The 15,899-nt window shown below is 45.4% G+C and carries 16 protein-coding genes, 1 other RNA gene and 1 other annotated feature; of the genes, 5 read left to right on the top strand and 12 right to left on the bottom strand.

Annotated elements, in window-relative coordinates:
- The first annotated feature begins 92 nt into the window (after window positions 1-92).
- Genes ACZ07B_RS04935 through ACZ07B_RS04950 form a run of 4 tightly spaced genes read left to right on the top strand, consistent with a single transcriptional unit; the run spans window position 93 to window position 3,048 of the window.
- Complete coding sequence (locus ACZ07B_RS04935; RefSeq protein ID WP_464876973.1) at window positions 93-821, top strand: amino acid ABC transporter ATP-binding protein; 729 nt, start codon at window positions 93-95, stop codon at window positions 819-821.
- Between the two features lie 21 nt (window positions 822-842).
- On the top strand, window positions 843-1,664 hold the full coding sequence (gene glnH, locus ACZ07B_RS04940) for a glutamine ABC transporter substrate-binding protein GlnH (RefSeq protein WP_024572806.1): 822 nt from the start codon (window positions 843-845) through the stop codon (window positions 1,662-1,664).
- A 60-nt stretch (window positions 1,665-1,724) separates the two neighbouring features.
- Window positions 1,725-2,375 (top strand): amino acid ABC transporter permease, encoded by a 651-nt coding sequence (locus ACZ07B_RS04945; RefSeq protein WP_086344138.1) that lies wholly within the window; start codon window positions 1,725-1,727, stop codon window positions 2,373-2,375.
- A 16-nt stretch (window positions 2,376-2,391) separates the two neighbouring features.
- A complete protein-coding gene (locus ACZ07B_RS04950) occupies window positions 2,392-3,048 on the top strand; it encodes an amino acid ABC transporter permease (protein WP_003229784.1) in 657 nt (218 codons plus the stop codon).
- 34 nt (window positions 3,049-3,082) lie between these two features.
- On the opposite strand, the gene ACZ07B_RS04955 is transcribed toward ACZ07B_RS04950, so the two are convergent.
- From ACZ07B_RS04955 to cymR, 8 genes are all read right to left on the bottom strand, one after another.
- Window positions 3,083-3,214 carry a YrzQ family protein gene (locus tag ACZ07B_RS04955; RefSeq protein WP_003229780.1) on the bottom strand — a complete coding sequence of 44 codons (132 nt, stop codon included), beginning with the start codon at window positions 3,212-3,214 and terminating at the stop codon, window positions 3,083-3,085.
- A gap of 21 nt (window positions 3,215-3,235) precedes the next feature.
- The gene (locus tag ACZ07B_RS04960; RefSeq protein WP_003225893.1) at window positions 3,236-3,427 is read right to left on the bottom strand and encodes a hypothetical protein; all 192 of its coding nucleotides are present in this window, start codon (window positions 3,425-3,427) and stop codon (window positions 3,236-3,238) included.
- An 11-nt stretch (window positions 3,428-3,438) separates the two neighbouring features.
- Window positions 3,439-3,963 (bottom strand): PRC-barrel domain-containing protein, encoded by a 525-nt coding sequence (locus ACZ07B_RS04965; protein WP_080262650.1) that lies wholly within the window; start codon window positions 3,961-3,963, stop codon window positions 3,439-3,441.
- Window positions 3,964-4,019: 56 nt separating this feature from the next.
- Window positions 4,020-6,416: an SF1B family DNA helicase RecD2 gene (gene recD2 / locus ACZ07B_RS04970; protein ID WP_464876974.1), complete on the bottom strand. Its 2,397-nt coding sequence runs from the start codon at window positions 6,414-6,416 to the stop codon at window positions 4,020-4,022.
- A gap of 24 nt (window positions 6,417-6,440) precedes the next feature.
- Complete coding sequence (locus tag ACZ07B_RS04975; protein WP_202926392.1) at window positions 6,441-7,061, bottom strand: tetratricopeptide repeat protein; 621 nt, start codon at window positions 7,059-7,061, stop codon at window positions 6,441-6,443.
- A gap of 85 nt (window positions 7,062-7,146) precedes the next feature.
- The gene (mnmA, locus tag ACZ07B_RS04980) at window positions 7,147-8,262 is read right to left on the bottom strand and encodes a tRNA 2-thiouridine(34) synthase MnmA (RefSeq protein WP_464876975.1); all 1,116 of its coding nucleotides are present in this window, start codon (window positions 8,260-8,262) and stop codon (window positions 7,147-7,149) included.
- A gap of 27 nt (window positions 8,263-8,289) precedes the next feature.
- Window positions 8,290-9,432 (bottom strand): cysteine desulfurase family protein, encoded by a 1,143-nt coding sequence (locus tag ACZ07B_RS04985; RefSeq protein WP_014477512.1) that lies wholly within the window; start codon window positions 9,430-9,432, stop codon window positions 8,290-8,292.
- Between the two features lie 18 nt (window positions 9,433-9,450).
- Entirely contained in the window at window positions 9,451-9,867 is a 417-nt protein-coding gene (gene cymR, locus ACZ07B_RS04990; RefSeq protein WP_003225879.1) for a cysteine metabolism transcriptional regulator CymR, read from the bottom strand.
- A 202-nt stretch (window positions 9,868-10,069) separates the two neighbouring features.
- Here cymR and ACZ07B_RS04995 point away from each other — a divergent pair, with 202 nt between their 5' ends.
- Window positions 10,070-11,335 (top strand): replication-associated recombination protein A, encoded by a 1,266-nt coding sequence (locus tag ACZ07B_RS04995; protein WP_063335522.1) that lies wholly within the window; start codon window positions 10,070-10,072, stop codon window positions 11,333-11,335.
- A gap of 39 nt (window positions 11,336-11,374) precedes the next feature.
- On the opposite strand, the gene ACZ07B_RS05000 is transcribed toward ACZ07B_RS04995, so the two are convergent.
- The 4 genes from ACZ07B_RS05000 to hisS all read right to left on the bottom strand — a co-directional run bounded on the left by ACZ07B_RS05000 (window position 11,375) and on the right by hisS (window position 15,540).
- Window positions 11,375-12,139, bottom strand: a complete 765-nt coding sequence (locus tag ACZ07B_RS05000) for a tRNA threonylcarbamoyladenosine dehydratase (RefSeq protein WP_014477514.1) — start codon at window positions 12,137-12,139, stop codon at window positions 11,375-11,377.
- An 81-nt stretch (window positions 12,140-12,220) separates the two neighbouring features.
- Window positions 12,221-12,413, bottom strand: a non-coding RNA gene (gene ssrS / locus ACZ07B_RS05005) — 6S RNA.
- A gap of 60 nt (window positions 12,414-12,473) precedes the next feature.
- Entirely contained in the window at window positions 12,474-14,252 is a 1,779-nt protein-coding gene (gene aspS, locus ACZ07B_RS05010) for an aspartate--tRNA ligase (RefSeq protein ID WP_015384241.1), read from the bottom strand.
- A 13-nt stretch (window positions 14,253-14,265) separates the two neighbouring features.
- Window positions 14,266-15,540, bottom strand: a complete 1,275-nt coding sequence (hisS, locus tag ACZ07B_RS05015; RefSeq protein ID WP_047182959.1) for a histidine--tRNA ligase — start codon at window positions 15,538-15,540, stop codon at window positions 14,266-14,268.
- Window positions 15,541-15,629: 89 nt separating this feature from the next.
- Window positions 15,630-15,862, bottom strand: a binding site (T-box leader).
- Between the last annotated feature and the right edge of the window lie 37 nt (window positions 15,863-15,899).

A 15,899-nucleotide genomic window follows, 5' to 3' on the forward strand; every position in this document is an offset into this window, starting at 1 on the left:
TCAGCCAGAAGTCATGGACATTTTTCCACATTTAATTTTCAGAAAAGTTTGATCATTTACTTTTTGGTCAAATTTCTGATAGGAGGATTGCGATGATCACATTTCAAAATGTAAACAAGCATTACGGAGATTTTCACGTGTTAAAACAAATTAATCTTCAAATCGAAAAAGGCGAAGTCGTTGTTATCATCGGCCCATCCGGTTCCGGTAAAAGCACATTGCTCAGATGCATCAACAGACTTGAGACGATCAATGAGGGAGTGCTCACAGTAAACGGCACCGTCATTAACGACAGAAAAACTGATATCAATCAAGTGCGGCGGAATATCGGGATGGTGTTTCAGCACTTTCATTTATATCCGCATAAAACAGTGCTGCAGAACATCATGCTGGCTCCGGTAAAAGTGCTTAAACAATCACCTGAACAAGCAAAGGAAACGGCGCGGTACTATCTTGAAAAAGTCGGCATCCCAGACAAGGGTGACGCCTATCCTTCCCAGCTTTCCGGCGGGCAGCAGCAGCGTGTTGCCATCGCAAGAGGACTGGCGATGAAGCCGGAGGTCATGCTGTTTGACGAGCCGACATCAGCACTTGATCCTGGAATGATCGGCGAGGTGTTAGATGTCATGAAAACACTCGCCAAAGAAGGCATGACAATGGTTGTCGTGACACACGAAATGGGGTTTGCCAAAGAAGTTGCCGACCGGATTGTCTTCATTGACGGAGGAAAAATTTTAGAAGAAGCAATGCCGGCTGAGTTTTACGCGAACCCAAAGGAAGAACGGGCCCGCTTATTCTTAAGCCGTATTTTAAATCATTAAAACAGAAATGGGGGAGCTTGTATGAAAAAGATTTTTTCTTTAGCATTGATTTCTTTATTCGCTGTCATCTTGCTTGCCGCTTGCGGCAGCAAGGGATCAAACGGAGAAGCCTCAAAGGAGAGCAAAAAAGATACGCTAGCCGCCATTAAAGACAATGACAAAATTGTCTTCGGCGTAAAAACGGACACTCGACTGTTCGGTCTTAAAAATCCAAGCTCAGGTGAGATTGAGGGTTTTGATATTGATATTGCCAAACAAATCGCTAAAGACATTTTAGGCGATGAGAAAAAAGCTGAATTTAAAGAGGTCACCTCAAAAACAAGGATTCCTATGCTGCAAAACGGGGATATCGACGCCATTGTCGCCACAATGACGATCACTGAAGAACGAAAAAAGGAAGTTGACTTTTCTGATGTCTATTTCGAGGCCGGGCAATCGCTGCTCGTGAAAAAAGGCAGCAAAATCAAGAGTGTCGAGGATCTTGGCAAAGGCTCAAAAGTTCTTGCAGTAAAAGGCTCCACCTCCTCTCAAAACATTCGTGAAAAGGCGCCTGAAGCATCTGTTTTAGAATTTGAAAACTACGCAGAAGCCTTTACAGCCCTTAAATCGGGGCAAGGCGATGCCCTCACCACAGATAATGCGATTTTATATGGAATGGCTGATGAAAATAAAAATTATCAATTAACAGGAAAGCCTTTTACAGATGAGCCTTACGGGATCGCCGTGAAAAAAGGGCAATCGGCTCTCGCGAAAGAAATCAACGCTTCACTTAAAAAGATGAAGTCGGATGGCAGATACGATGAAATTTATAAAAAATGGATTAAAGAAGACCCAGCTGAATAACAACCATCCCGGGATGAGCAGGTGATGCTCATCCCGATTTGATAAGGAGTGAATAGGCAGATGAATGTGTCAATTCTTTTCGATAACTTCGGCATGTATATGGACGGTTTTTACCATACCTTGCTCGCAAGTGTTATCGCGCTGGCCGGCAGTTTTGTCCTCGGCGTTGCTGTAGCGGTTATGAGAATAACAGTCTTTAAGCCGCTGCAATGGCTCGGGACCGCATATGTAGAGTTCATCCGCAACATCCCTCTTCTTTTAATTACCTTTGTTTTCTATTTCGGACTTCCAAACGCAGGCCTGAGGCTTGACGGTTTTCAAGCGGGAACGGTTGCTCTCACCATTTATACCTCTGCGTTTATCGCTGAAGCCATCAGAGCAGGCATCCAGTCTGTTTCAAAAGGGCAGATGGAAGCGGCACGCTCGTCAGGCTTTACCTACAGCCAAGCCATGCTCCATATCATTTTGCCGCAGGCAATCAAAATCGTCATGCCGCCTTTAGGCAATCAATTTTTAAACTTAGTCAAAAACTCTTCGATTCTTGGGGTTGTGGCCGGATTGGATCTTATGTACCAAGCCGATTTAGTTTCGTCGAGCACACTCGTTGTATTTGATGTTTATATTTTTGTGGCGCTTTTTTACTTAGTGCTGACGATTCCGCTTAGCATCGGTGTTAACTATCTGGAAAAACGGCTGGAAAAAAGCTATTGATAAGGAGTGAGTTACATTGGATTTCATCGGTGCTTATTCACAGGAGCATTTAGCATTTTTATGGGATGGCTTTCTCGTCACCTTGTACGTTGCTTTCATCTCCATCATTCTGAGCTTTTTCTTCGGTTTAATCGCAGGAACCCTGCGTTATGCGAAAGTTCCCGTTCTTTCTCAATTGATTGCGGTTCTCGTTGAAACGATCAGAAACCTCCCCTTGCTGTTAATTATTTTCTTTACGTTTTTTGCCCTTCCGGAAATTGGGATTAAGCTTGAAATTACAGCTGCTGCAATTACAGCACTAACGATTTTTGAATCCGCTATGCTATCTGAAATTATCCGAAGCGGACTGAAATCAATTGACAAAGGACAAATTGAAGCGGCGCGCTCCTCCGGGCTGAGCTATACACAGACCCTGTTCTTTATCGTCATGCCGCAAGCGCTTCGCCGCATGGTTCCGCCCATCGTAAGCCAGTTTATTTCTTTATTAAAAGATACATCGCTCGCTGTTGTGATCGCCTTGCCTGAACTGATTCACAACGCGCAAATTATAAACGGCCAAAGCGCAGACGGCAGTTATTTTTTCCCGATCTTTTTACTTGCGGCCCTTATGTATTTCGCAGTCAACTACAGCCTTTCACTCGCAGCAAGACGCCTCGAGGTCCGGCAAACATAGAAAAGGATACTCTTTGGAGAGTATCCTTTTTGCATTAAAACATTTTCGTAATTCTTCTTCTCATCCGCTTCATGCTTCGATTATTCAGCATGTCAGATTGAGTCGCCATTCGGTACACGAGAGCTCCGGCTCCCATTGCCAAAAGAGAAGTCATCGTCCGATTCATCCTGCGCATCTCCTTTCATGATTAAAAATTGATGCTGCGTTCATCCTCAGAAAACAAATCATCCAAGCTGCTTAACGTTCCGTCTTCTTCCACCTGATGAGTTGCAATCTTCCCTTTCGCCACTGTCAGTTCAATAAAACAGCCCCAGCAATAATATTGGTTCACGCCGATTTTGCCGATATCCTTACTTTTGCAATTCGGGCATATAAGCATACCTCACACCTCTATCCGTTCAGAACGATCTCGTCTTTCCGCACCTCGACAAGCGAATCCGCTCTTTGGATCTGGCGCTTGCTTCCCGCCAGGTCAGAAAAGAAACCGTCCGAGAGTTCATATGCTACGATTATGCCCCTGTCCAAACAAAAGTATACATCTTCCAGCATCCCCAATATATCCCCCTCTTGCGATTTCACAAGCTTCATCTTCATCTGCTCGTATGTGAAGCATGTTTTCGGAAGAGGCAGAAGCTGTTCTGAACTGACCGAAGCCAATATGCGGTCATCAAGAATGGAAGAGATATCACACGCCCGTAATAGCGCATGATGATGATGCAAAAAGCGTTTTTGTGCAAGAATAAACCCAAGACAATCTCCTTTCAGAGAAAAACAAATATCGGAAATTGCCCCGAGATAACAAGAAGTTCGTTCTGAGTATACTGGGAATCCTTCTACTTCATGGCATGTTCTCAAAGTGTGATCAACCACCTTTTGTTGAACAGGCTTAGGTTTTGCTTTGCGACTTAGACTCATACGATGAAATCAATTCCACTGCAAATGAAAAAAACTCCCGCTTACACGGGAGCATTTTATTGCTGTTCTTCTTTCATAAAATCGAATGGTGTAATGCCTTCCATGCCAATGTTGGCGTCGTGTACGCTGAACGGGAGCTCTTTTTGGAGAGCCTCAAGCTCGGCATCCATTTCCTCAACCTGTACGGACAGCCTGTTTTTTAAGGAGGTTTGTCTGACAGTTGCATCATTATTTTTTACGCCCCACTCCAGCGCCTCCTCCTCACCGCATAAAATGAGAAATTTCTTCGCTCTTGTAATCGCGGTATAAAGAAGGTTTCTTCTGAGCATTCTATAATAGCCTTTCACAACAGGCAGAACCACAATCGGAAATTCACTTCCCTGCGATTTATGAATAGAACAGCAATACGCATGGGTAAATTGATTAAAATCTTTTTTCGTAAATGTCATTTCATTGCCGTCAAAAGAAACGACGGCCATGTCTTCTTTTTCTGTATTTTCCTTTGCATAAAATATCGACGTGATTTCGCCAATATCTCCGTTGAACACATTGTTTTCCGGCTGATTAACAAGCTGCAAAATTTTATCTCCGGTTCTGTAGACAACATCCCCGAACTTCAATTCTCTCCGTTTTTCTTTAGGAGGATTTAAAATGTCCTGCAGCATCACATTCAATTCATTGATGCCGGCTTTTCCTCTGTACATCGGAGCGAGGACCTGAATGTCCTTTGCCGTATAGCCTTTTTTCAATGCATTGGCGACAACCTTCTCAACAACTTCTTTAATTTGCGAGCCTCCGCAACGAATAAAGGAACGGTCCTTTGTCGGGGCAGTCAAATTATTCGGCAGCAATCCATTTTTCATCTGGTGGGCAAGCTCGACGATTGATGACCCCTCCGCCTGGCGATAGATGTCTGTCAGTCTCACAGTCGGAATTACCTGGGATGCCAGCAGGTCTCTGAGCACTTGTCCCGGACCGACGGAAGGCAGCTGGTCTTCGTCTCCGACAATGATGATTTGTATATGATCAGGGATCGCCTTGAACAAATGATTCGCCAGCCATATATCAAGCATACTGGCTTCATCGATAATTAACAGTTTCCCTTCGATCGGCTGATCCTCTGTATGAGTAAAGCCTTCAGCGCCGTTCCAGCCAAGCAGCCTGTGTATCGTGACTGCAGGAAGTCCCGTTGATTCACTCATCCGTTTTGCTGCTCTCCCTGTCGGAGCGGCCAAAACAATCGGAAAAGCTTCATCCTTTTTATAAGCTGACGGGTCTAGTGACACACCGTGAAGCTCTCCGTAGAGCTCGACAATCCCTCTGATTACCGTCGTTTTCCCTGTTCCCGGACCGCCTGTTAAAAGAAGCATCGGCGAGGAAAGGGCTTTTTGAATCGCTTTCTTCTGGCTGGGGGCATACTGAACGTTCATCCGTTCTTCCAGTTCTCCCAACGCGAGCAAAAACTCTGATTCGGGAAACTGGTTCTCATATTCGGTTTGGCTAGCGATATGTTTCACACGCTTTGCAACGTTTTGTTCTGCGTAAAACAGCGATGGAAAATAACAGCGGCCATCTTCTATGACAATGTCTTTATTTTCTCCAAGGGCAATAATCGCGTTAGCGGCATCCATTTCTGTGATGCGCTGCCCTTCCCTTGCTGACTGGTTTAACAGAGATTGGGTGTCAATGATCAGCTGTTCTGTTTCTATGTACGTGTGCCCCTCTGACAAACAAGTCGTTTCAAGCGTGTACAAAATAGCAGCTTTTACCCGCTCAGGATGGTTACCCGAAAGACCCATTCTGCTGCCCAGCTCATCTGCTTTCCCAAACCCGATGCCTTCTACATCCTTCACAAGCTGATAAGGATTTTCCTGAATCTTTTCAAGCGTCTCGGATTCATAGGCTTGATAGATTTTCATAGACAGCTGCGGGCCAAAACCAAACTGATTCAAGGAAATCATGATTTGCTCCAGTCCCTGATGCCGCTGCAATGCACCGGCCAGCGTGTCGGCTTTCTTTTTTGAGAGTCTGGGAACATCATAAAGCACTGAAGCGTCAGCCAATATTTTATTAATGGCGCTGTCGCCCAGCTTTTTCACAATTTCTTCAGCAGTTTTTTTGCCGATTCCCTCGAATAAATCACTCGATAAATATTGAATGATGCCTTCCTTAGTCGTTGGAATCTCCTTTTTGAAATGCTCCGCCTGAAATTGGAGCCCGAATTTTGGATGGGTTACGATCTTTCCGTAAAACGTATAGGTCTCTTCTTCTTGAAGCGCAGGGAAGTAGCCCGTCACGGATACGGCTTTATCTTCAATGGCTTCGGAGGTCTCTGTGACTTTCACTTTCAGAACCGTATATAAATTGGTGTCATTATGATAGATGACTGTGTTGACTGTCCCTTTTAAATAGGGCTCTTCCTCCAGTTTAAGCTGATCCGGATGCTGCTGCACGAGCTGTCCCTCCTCCTGTGCCTGTTATGATGGATCAATCAGTTTTTTAGCATGAAGCGCAAGCATATGATCTGGCTGGATATCGATTGCCTTGTCCAGCATTTCCAGCGCTTTTTCTCGGTTTTCTTTATAAGCATAAGCGACACCGGCATTATAAAATGCATCTGCATGCCCCGGGTCTTGCTCTGTTACAGCTGCGAATTGGCTGAGCGCTTCGTCCAGCATGCCCTCGTTGGCTAAGCACATCCCGAATTGAAAACGCGCTTCCGTATCGTTTTCATTCAGTTCGACCGCTCTTTGTAAATATGGCAGTGCAAGCTTAGGCTGTTCGAGCTTGACAAGCACCGTTCCGAGCATGTAAAACAGGTCGCCGTTTTCCATCCCCGCACGAAGCGCTTTTTCAAACATGTCTTTCGCTTCTTTGTACATTTCTTTTACAACATAGACATTTCCTGCTCCATAATAAGCAGTGGCTGCGCTATTGTCTAATTCAAGCGCTTTATCATAAAACGCAAGCGCACGTTCCAGCTCGTTTACGGATGAAAGCAGGTTGGCAAAATTGATATACGGAATCGCGTCTTCTTTATTTTCTTCAATCGCTTTTGTAAATGCCTCTGCCGCTTTCTCGTAATCGCCTTCCTGCATCGCCTCTATACCGAGTTGATTATAATCCACCGATCATCTTCCTTTCATTAAAAAACCCCAACTCAGTGTTGAGGTTTTTCATCTTTTATACGTACCACAATTTTGTTCCGTCTTTGTACACATCATCAATTGTCCCGCCGCCAAGACATTCTTCGCCGTCATAGAAGACAACGGCTTGTCCCGGCGTTACAGCGCGGACTTGTTCATCAAAGATGACTTCCGCTTCACCCTCGCCAGTCATGCGCACCGTTACTTTATGATCTTCTTGGCGGTAACGGAATTTAGCCGTGCAGGAAATCTCTTCGCCCTTCATGATATCCGAACGTACCCAGCTGATATTTGTTGCTGTGATTTTGTCAGAATATAAAAGCGGGTTATGGAACCCTTGATCCACGTAGAGGATGTTCTTTTCAAGATCTTTGCCTACCGCAAACCACGGCTCGCCGCTTCCGCCGATGCCAAGGCCGTGACGCTGTCCGATCGTGTAATACATCAACCCGTCGTGACGGCCTTTTACTTCACCGTCCATCGTCATCATATCGCCCGGCTGTGCAGGGAGATATTGGCTGAGAAACGTTTTGAAGTTGCGTTCGCCGATAAAGCAGATGCCTGTACTGTCTTTTTTCGTCGCCGTTGCAAGTTCTGCTTCTTTGGCGATTTCACGCACACGGCTTTTTTGAAGTTCGCCGATCGGGAACATGACTTTGCTCAGCGTATCTTCTGTCAGCTGATTCAAGAAGTACGTTTGATCCTTGTTTTCATCAATGCCGCGCAGCATTCTGACTTTTCCGCCGCTTCTGTCTAATCTTGCATAGTGGCCAGTCGCTAAATAGTCGGCGCCAAGTGACAATGCATGCTCCAAAAAGGCCTTGAATTTAATTTCTTTGTTGCACAGTACATCCGGGTTTGGTGTTCTGCCTGCTTTATATTCATCAAGGAAGTATTGAAATACCTTCTCATAATATTGCTTTTCAAAGTTTACGGCATAATACGGAATTCCGATTTGGTTGCAGACGCGGATCACATCTTCATAATCCTCTGTCGCCGTGCAAAAACCGTTTTCGTCCGTATCGTCCCAATTTTTCATAAAGATTCCGATTACATCATAGCCCTGTTCTTTTAACAGCAGGGCCGCCACAGATGAGTCTACTCCGCCGGACATGCCGACGACGACTCTTGTATCCTCCGGCCGTTTTTCCATTTCATTCACTCCAATTACTAAGCCGCCTTATTGTGTCAGCCGTTTGACAACGTCGGCCACATGTTTGGCAGCAGTTTTCACTTGCTCAGCCGTATTGCCGAGGCCGAAGCTGATTCGAATAGAGGACGTCAGCCGGTCACTCTCTTCTCCGAACATAGCAGTCAGAACATGTGACGGCAGGACTGAACCGGCCGTGCACGCTGAACCGCTGGAGACAGCGACACCCGCCATATCAAGATTAACCAGCAGCGCTTCCACTGACACACCGGGGAAATAAAGATTCAGAACATGCGGCAGACTATGCTCTTTGTCCCCGTTGATCTCGAATGCCACACCTGCATCTCTAAGCGTGTCGGCAAAGATTGCTTTAAACGATTGATACTTCTCGTTTTTTTCGTCCCGTTCTTCACTTGACAGCTTGATCGCTTCTTTCAGCCCGACAATGCCTGGAACATTTTCGGTTCCGGCACGGCGTTTTCTTTCTTGCTCTCCTCCGAATAAAAGCGGTGAAAGCTTCACATCTTTACTAGCATATAAAAAGCCTGTCCCTTTTGGCCCGTTGAGCTTGTGCCCGGAAACAGACAGAAGGTCAATATGGCTGTTTTTCACATCAATTGGCAGCAACCCGAATGCCTGAACAGCATCGGTATGAAAATAAGCTTTGTGTTCCTTTAACAGCTCACCGATTTCTTCGATCGGCTGCACTGTTCCAACTTCATTATTTCCATACATCACTGTCACAAGGATTGTATCATCACGCAGTGCTTCTTTCACCTGTTTTGCACTGACTCTTCCATTTTGGTCAACGTCCAGATACGTTATGTCAAATCCGTCTTCCTCAAGTTTTTCACATGTGTGAAGCACGGCGTGATGCTCAATTTTTGTTGTGATGATATGTCTGCCAAGATCTTTTCTTGCAAGTGCGGTTCCCATGATCGCCAAGTTATCAGCTTCCGTTCCCCCACTTGTAAAAATGATCTCCTGCTCTGCCGCTCCGATTTCTGCTGCGATTTGCGCTCTTGCTTCATCCACCCATTTTCGAGATTCTCTGCCAAATGAATGAATACTGGAGGGATTACCGAAACTGCCGGAGAAGTGCGGTATCATTTTTTCCAGCACGCGCTCATCCATCGGAGACGTTGCGGCATGATCTAAATAAATCCGTTCCATTATGTTTACACCTCTGATCTAAATATAGAACATATAAGCTTCTTGCTCTCCGTCTGTATAGCTGGCAAGATCCTCTAATGTTGTACTGTCTAAAACCTCTTTTACAGCATCCCGGATGCGAATCCAGAGCTCACGCTTGGCAGGCTCCTCATCTTCCAGCACTTCAACAGGGCTGATCGGCCCCTCAAGCACACGGATAATATCTCCCGCGGTAATGGCATCCGGCTCACTGCCTAATACATATCCGCCATATGCGCCTCTGATGCTTTTCACTAAACCGGCATTTCTGAGCGGCGATACCAGCTGCTCCAAATAATGCTCGGACAAATTATTCGTCTGTGCGATGCTTTTTAATGAAGTCGGGCCTTCACCGTGCTTTTTTGCAAGCTCGATCATAATGGTGAGCCCGTATCTTCCCTTAGTTGATATTTTCAACATGAACACCTCTGTTATTTCATGATTTTCCACATTTATAATGGTAATTTCTATATGTTTCGTCCGTTTATTATCTTATAGACCAACTGTTATTATAACATACCTTCAGCGAATTTTCATTGAGGCAGAAGGAAAGGGGCCTTTACCCTTTTCTAATGTACGGTTTTCCGTTACCCTGTAATTAAGTAAGGAGAGATGATAGATGAAGCCATTGGCATATCGGATGCGTCCGACAAAAATAGAGGATATTATCGGCCAGCAGCATCTGGTGGCTGAAGATAAAATTATTGGCAGAATGGTCCAGGCAAAACATTTGTCATCCATGATTTTGTACGGGCCGCCCGGAATTGGAAAAACATCAATCGCAACAGCAATCGCCGGTTCAACAAGTATTGCTTTTCGAAAGCTGAATGCTGTCATTAACAATAAAAAAGATATGGAAATCGTAGCTCAGGAAGCCAAGATGTCCGGCCAAGTGATTTTGATTCTGGATGAAGTCCACAGGCTGGATAAAGGTAAACAGGATTTTCTATTACCCTATTTAGAAAACGGGATGATCATTTTGATCGGAGCAACGACGGCTAACCCGTATCATGCCATTAATCCGGCGATCAGAAGCCGGACCCAGATTTTTGAGCTTGAACCGTTAACACCTGATCTGATTAAACAGGCACTGGAACGTGCGCTCCATGATGAACATCGGGGCCTTGGCACCTATTCTGTATCCATTGATGATCAGGCAATGGAGCATTTTGCCAACGGATGCGGAGGAGATGTCCGCTCCGCTTTAAATGCGCTTGAGCTTGCCGTGTTGTCAACGAAGGAGTCAGCAGACGGTGAAATTCACATTACATTAGAAACCGCGGAAGAATGCTTGCAGAAAAAAAGCTTTTCTCACGATAAAGATGGTGACGCGCATTATGATGTACTGTCCGCTTTTCAAAAATCGATCCGCGGCTCTGATGCCAACGCTGCTCTTCACTATTTGGCTAGATTAATTGAAGCCGGTGATCTGGAGAGCATCGCAAGACGATTGCTTGTCATCGCCTATGAAGATATCGGTTTAGCAAGCCCGCAAGCCGGCCCTAGAGTGCTGAACGCTATTCAGACCGCTGAGCGAGTCGGGTTTCCTGAAGCGCGAATCCCTCTGGCCAACGCAGTTATTGAGCTTTGCCTCTCACCGAAATCAAACTCTGCCATTCTGGCAATCGATGAGGCCCTGGCAGATATCAGAGCCGGAAAAATCGGGGATGTCCCGAAGCATTTAAAAGACGCGCATTATAAAGGGGCTCAGGAATTAGGAAGAGGAATCGACTATAAATACCCGCACAATTACGACAACGGTTGGGTCGAACAACAATACCTCCCTGATCCTCTGAAAAATAAGCAATACTATAAGCCGAAACAGACAGGAAAATTCGAATCCGCCTTAAAGCAGGTGTACGATAAATTAATGAAAAGAAAATAAAACAAAAACAGCCTTGATCATCAAGGCTGTTTTTATGCATTATTTATCCTTCACACGTTTGATTTCAATGTCTTTCAAAAGATCCATGACAACATGTCCGCCCATAATCAAACCTGCAACTGACGGCACAAAAGCATTAGAGGAAGGCGGCATTTTTGCTTTACGGATTTTCGCTTCGTCATTTCCCACTTCTTTTCTGACATCTTCCCGAATGACAATCGGACTTTCATCAGAGAAAATCACTTGAACACCTTTTTTGATACCCTCTTTGCGCAATCTCGTACGGACGACCTTCGCAATTGGATCAGTGTGCGTTTTTGAGATATCAGCGATTTGGAAGCGTGTCGGATCCGTTTTATTTGCTGCACCCATGCTGGAGATGAGCGGAATATCCCGTTTCAGACATTCTTTCATTAAATGAATTTTATAATGAATCGTGTCTGACGCATCAATGACATAGTCAAGATCATAGTCAAAAAACTGCTCATACGTTTCCTCCGTATAGAACATTTTTAACGCGATCACTTCACACTCCGGGTTAATGTCTGCGATCCGCGCCTTCATTAAATCAACTTTCGGCTGTCCGACAGTTGAAAGCAGCGCGTGAAGCTGACGGTTTACATTTGTAATGTCGACATCATCTTTGTCGACAAGCAGAATGCGGCCGACGCCTGACCGCGCGAGAGCTTCCGCCGCGAACGACCCAACTCCCCCGACTCCAAGCACAGCAACTGTGCTGTTTTTCAGCGTTTCAAGCCCTTCTTTTCCGATAGCTAATTCATTGCGTGAAAACTGGTGTAACAAGAACCTCACTCCACATTCGTATTCTGGTTTCATCTATAAAATGGCTGATCCATGAGCAGCCGTTTTTCTGCGCACAAAAAATAAAGTCCCAATAGTGCCGTTGCAGCTTTCCTTTGTTTTGAACCCGCTCTCAGCAGGTGGGTGCCCTCTTTTAAATCTTGTAAGTCCTCTTTACCGAATGAAAAGAGGCATGTACGCCATTTAAAAATGCGGGCTCCCAAATCAAAAAAATGTTCGGTCAAAACTAGGTGTACAACTAACACATCAGGACTTTATTTAACTTGTCAAAATCATATCACAGACGATTTTGATTTTCAAGAATCGAACTGCACATTCAGTTCTTAACTTTTTTCTTGATAGAAAGATGAAGCTCGTCAAGCTGGGCGTCGCTTACTTCGCCTGGCGCTTCTGTCATCAGGCAGCTTGCACTTGCCGTTTTCGGGAATGCAATCGTATCTCTCAGGTTCGTACGTCCAGCTAGAAGCATAACGAGACGGTCTAAGCCGAGTGCGATTCCGCCGTGCGGAGGAGCGCCGTATTCAAATGCTTCCAGCAGGAATCCAAACTGTTCAGCCGCTTCTTCTGGTGAGAAGCCGAGAAGCGCAAACATTTTTTCCTGAATATCCTTTTCAAAAATACGGATTGAACCGCCGCCAAGCTCATAGCCGTTTAAAACGAGGTCATAAGCTTGTGCTTTCATGTCTTCAGGCGCTGTTTCAATCAGCTCAAGGTCTTCTCGGACAGGCATTGTGAACGGATGGTGCGCTGCGTAAAAACGGCCTTCTTCCGGATCATGCTCTAATAGCGGCCAGTCGATGACCCATAAGAAATTGAACAATTTTTCGTCAATCAGCCCGCGCTCTTTCCCAAGCTTTAAGCGCAGGGCGCCGAGTGATGCGGCCACAACTTCGAATTGATCCGCTCCGAACAGCAGCAAATCGCCTTCAGCTGCATCAAGTGCTTCAATCAGCTTAGACTGCTTTTCTTCATCAAAGAATTTAGCGATCGGGCCTTTCACTCCGTCTGCCTCAACCTTCACCCAGGCAAGCCCTTTTGCCCCGTAGTTTGCAGCAAAAGCGCCAAGAGCGTCGATGTCTTTTCTGGAGTAATCGCCGGCACCGCCTTTTACGTTGATAGCTTTAACCACGCCGCCGTTTGCTACAGCTGATGAGAACACTTTAAATTCCGTATCCTTTACAATGTCAGACACATCCGTCAAAAGCATGTCAAAACGCGTATCCGGTTTATCAGAACCGTACTTGTTCATTGCTTCGTCATACGTCATTCGAGGAAGAGGAAGCTTAAGTTCCTCACCTTTTGTTTCACGCATAACCTTTGCCATCATCTCCTCAGCCAATGACATAATGTCTTCCTGGCTCATAAAGGACATTTCAATATCAATTTGCGTAAACTCAGGCTGACGGTCCGCACGCAAGTCTTCATCGCGGAAACAGCGGGCAATTTGATAATATCGTTCAATGCCTGATACCATCAGAAGCTGTTTAAATAGCTGCGGGGACTGCGGCAGTGCGTAGAACTCACCTTCGTGCACACGGCTCGGCACCAAGTAGTCACGTGCGCCTTCAGGCGTGCTTCCTGTTAAAATCGGCGTTTCAATATCAAGAAACCCATTTTCATCTAAAAAGCTGCGAACAGCTTTCGTCACGTTATGGCGCAGCTGCATCGTCTGGAACATAGCCGGTCTGCGCAAATCTAAGTAACGGTGTTTTAAACGAACGTCCTCTGACACTTCTTCTGCTTGATCAGAAATCGCAAATGGAGGTGTCTTTGCAGCATTTAATACGTTCACTCCATCAGCATGTATTTCGATCGCGCCTGTTTTCAAATTCGGATTAACTGTTCCCTCTTCACGCGCCACCACTTTTCCTTGAATATCAAGCACGTATTCATTTCTGATGCCTTCCGCAATAGCAAGCGCTTCTTTTGACACATCAGGGTTAAAAACGACTTGAACAATGCCCGTACGGTCACGCAAGTCAATAAAAATCAATCCGCCGAGGTCTCGTCTTTTTTGGACCCAGCCTTTCAGCGTTACAGATTCGCCAATTGCTTTTTCAGTTATATCACCGCAATAATATGTTCTTCCAAACAATGCGTTTCACTCCTTATCCCTTTTGGTTTGCCTTCATCACATGTATAAATTCATCAAGTGCCACTTCAATCTGTTCGCCCGTCTGTGCATCCTTTACATTGATTTTGTTTTGGGCAAGCTCATCTTCACCCAAAATCGCAATAAATCTGGCATTTAAGCGATCAGCTGTTTTAAACTGGCCTTTCATTTTCTTATTTTCATAATCGATTTCACTGGAAATGCCTGCTTCTCTCAGTTTGTACACCAATGAAACAGAATAATCCTTTGCTTTTTCGCCGAGTGTGACGATATAGCAGTCGATTCCCTTATCAACAGGCAGCTCTCGTTTTTCAGCATCAATTGCGGCAAGCAAGCGTTCGATGCTCATCGCAAATCCGATGCCCGGTGCTTCAGGTCCGCCGATCTGTTCGACAAGTCCGTCGTAGCGTCCGCCGCCGGCAAGTGTCGTAATCGCGCCGAAGCCCTCCGCATTGCTCATAATTTCAAATGCGGTGTGGTTGTAATAATCCAGCCCTCTCACAAGGTTCGGATCGATTTCATACGAAATGCCCAGATCATTTAAGTATTGTTTCACTTTTTCAAAATAAGCGGCCGATTCATCGTTTAAATACGTCAAAATTGAAGGCGCTGATTTCATCAGCTCATGATCTCGGTCTTTTTTGCAGTCCAAGATTCTAAGCGGGTTCGTGTGCAGCCGTGACTGGCAGTCTGAACAAAATTCTTCGATGCGAGGCTCGAAGTGTTTCACGAGCGCTTCTCTGTAGCTTTTGCGGCTATCTTGATCGCCAAGACTGTTTATGACAAGCTTAACGTTTTGCAGACCCGCTTTTTGATAAATACTCATCGCAAGCGCCATTACTTCAGCGTCGATTGCAGGGTCTTTCGAACCAATCGCTTCAATTCCAAACTGATAAAACTGGCGGTAACGGCCCGTCTGAGGACGTTCATAACGGAACATCGGCCCGACATAATAAAGCTTTGTCGGCTGTACAGGATTTGCGAACAGCTTGTTTTCATTAAAAGCGCGAACCGCAGCAGCTGTTCCCTCCGGACGAAGCGTCAGGCTTCTGCCTTTGCGGTCCTCAAAGGTATACATTTCTTTTTGTACGATATCCGTTGATTCTCCGACGCCTCTGGCAAACAGTTCTGTATGCTCAAAAATCGGTGTGCGGATTTCTTTATATTGATAAGTGCGGCAAGTGTCTCTCATAATTTGTTCAACATACTGCCAGCGATCTGATTCTCCAGGCAGAATATCCTGTGTTCCTCTCGGAATGTTATATCCCATAGGTAGACCTCCTTATGTATTCCTTATAAAATATCCAATGATCGTTTATGATGAAAATGAAAAAAACTCCCGCCCCTACTATACATGATAGTAGGGACGAGAGTTATACCCGTGGTGCCACCCTAGTTGGAATACGTTCATATTCCCGCTCGATCCTTTAACGCAGGTTCACGTTCACTGCCTAATGGCGTTATTCACGCGTTCAGCAGGAAACCTCCGGAGTGTTGTTTCGAGAAAGACGCAATGGGATCCGCTTTCAGCCTGGGGCGGGTTCCTCTCTAATCATGCAATCTGACCTACTCTTCTCCATTATTGGTTCAAATCTTTCATCATTTGCTATGTACTCAATTTCTATTATA

It is taken from the genome of Bacillus sp. 9.4 (genome assembly GCF_055486415.1).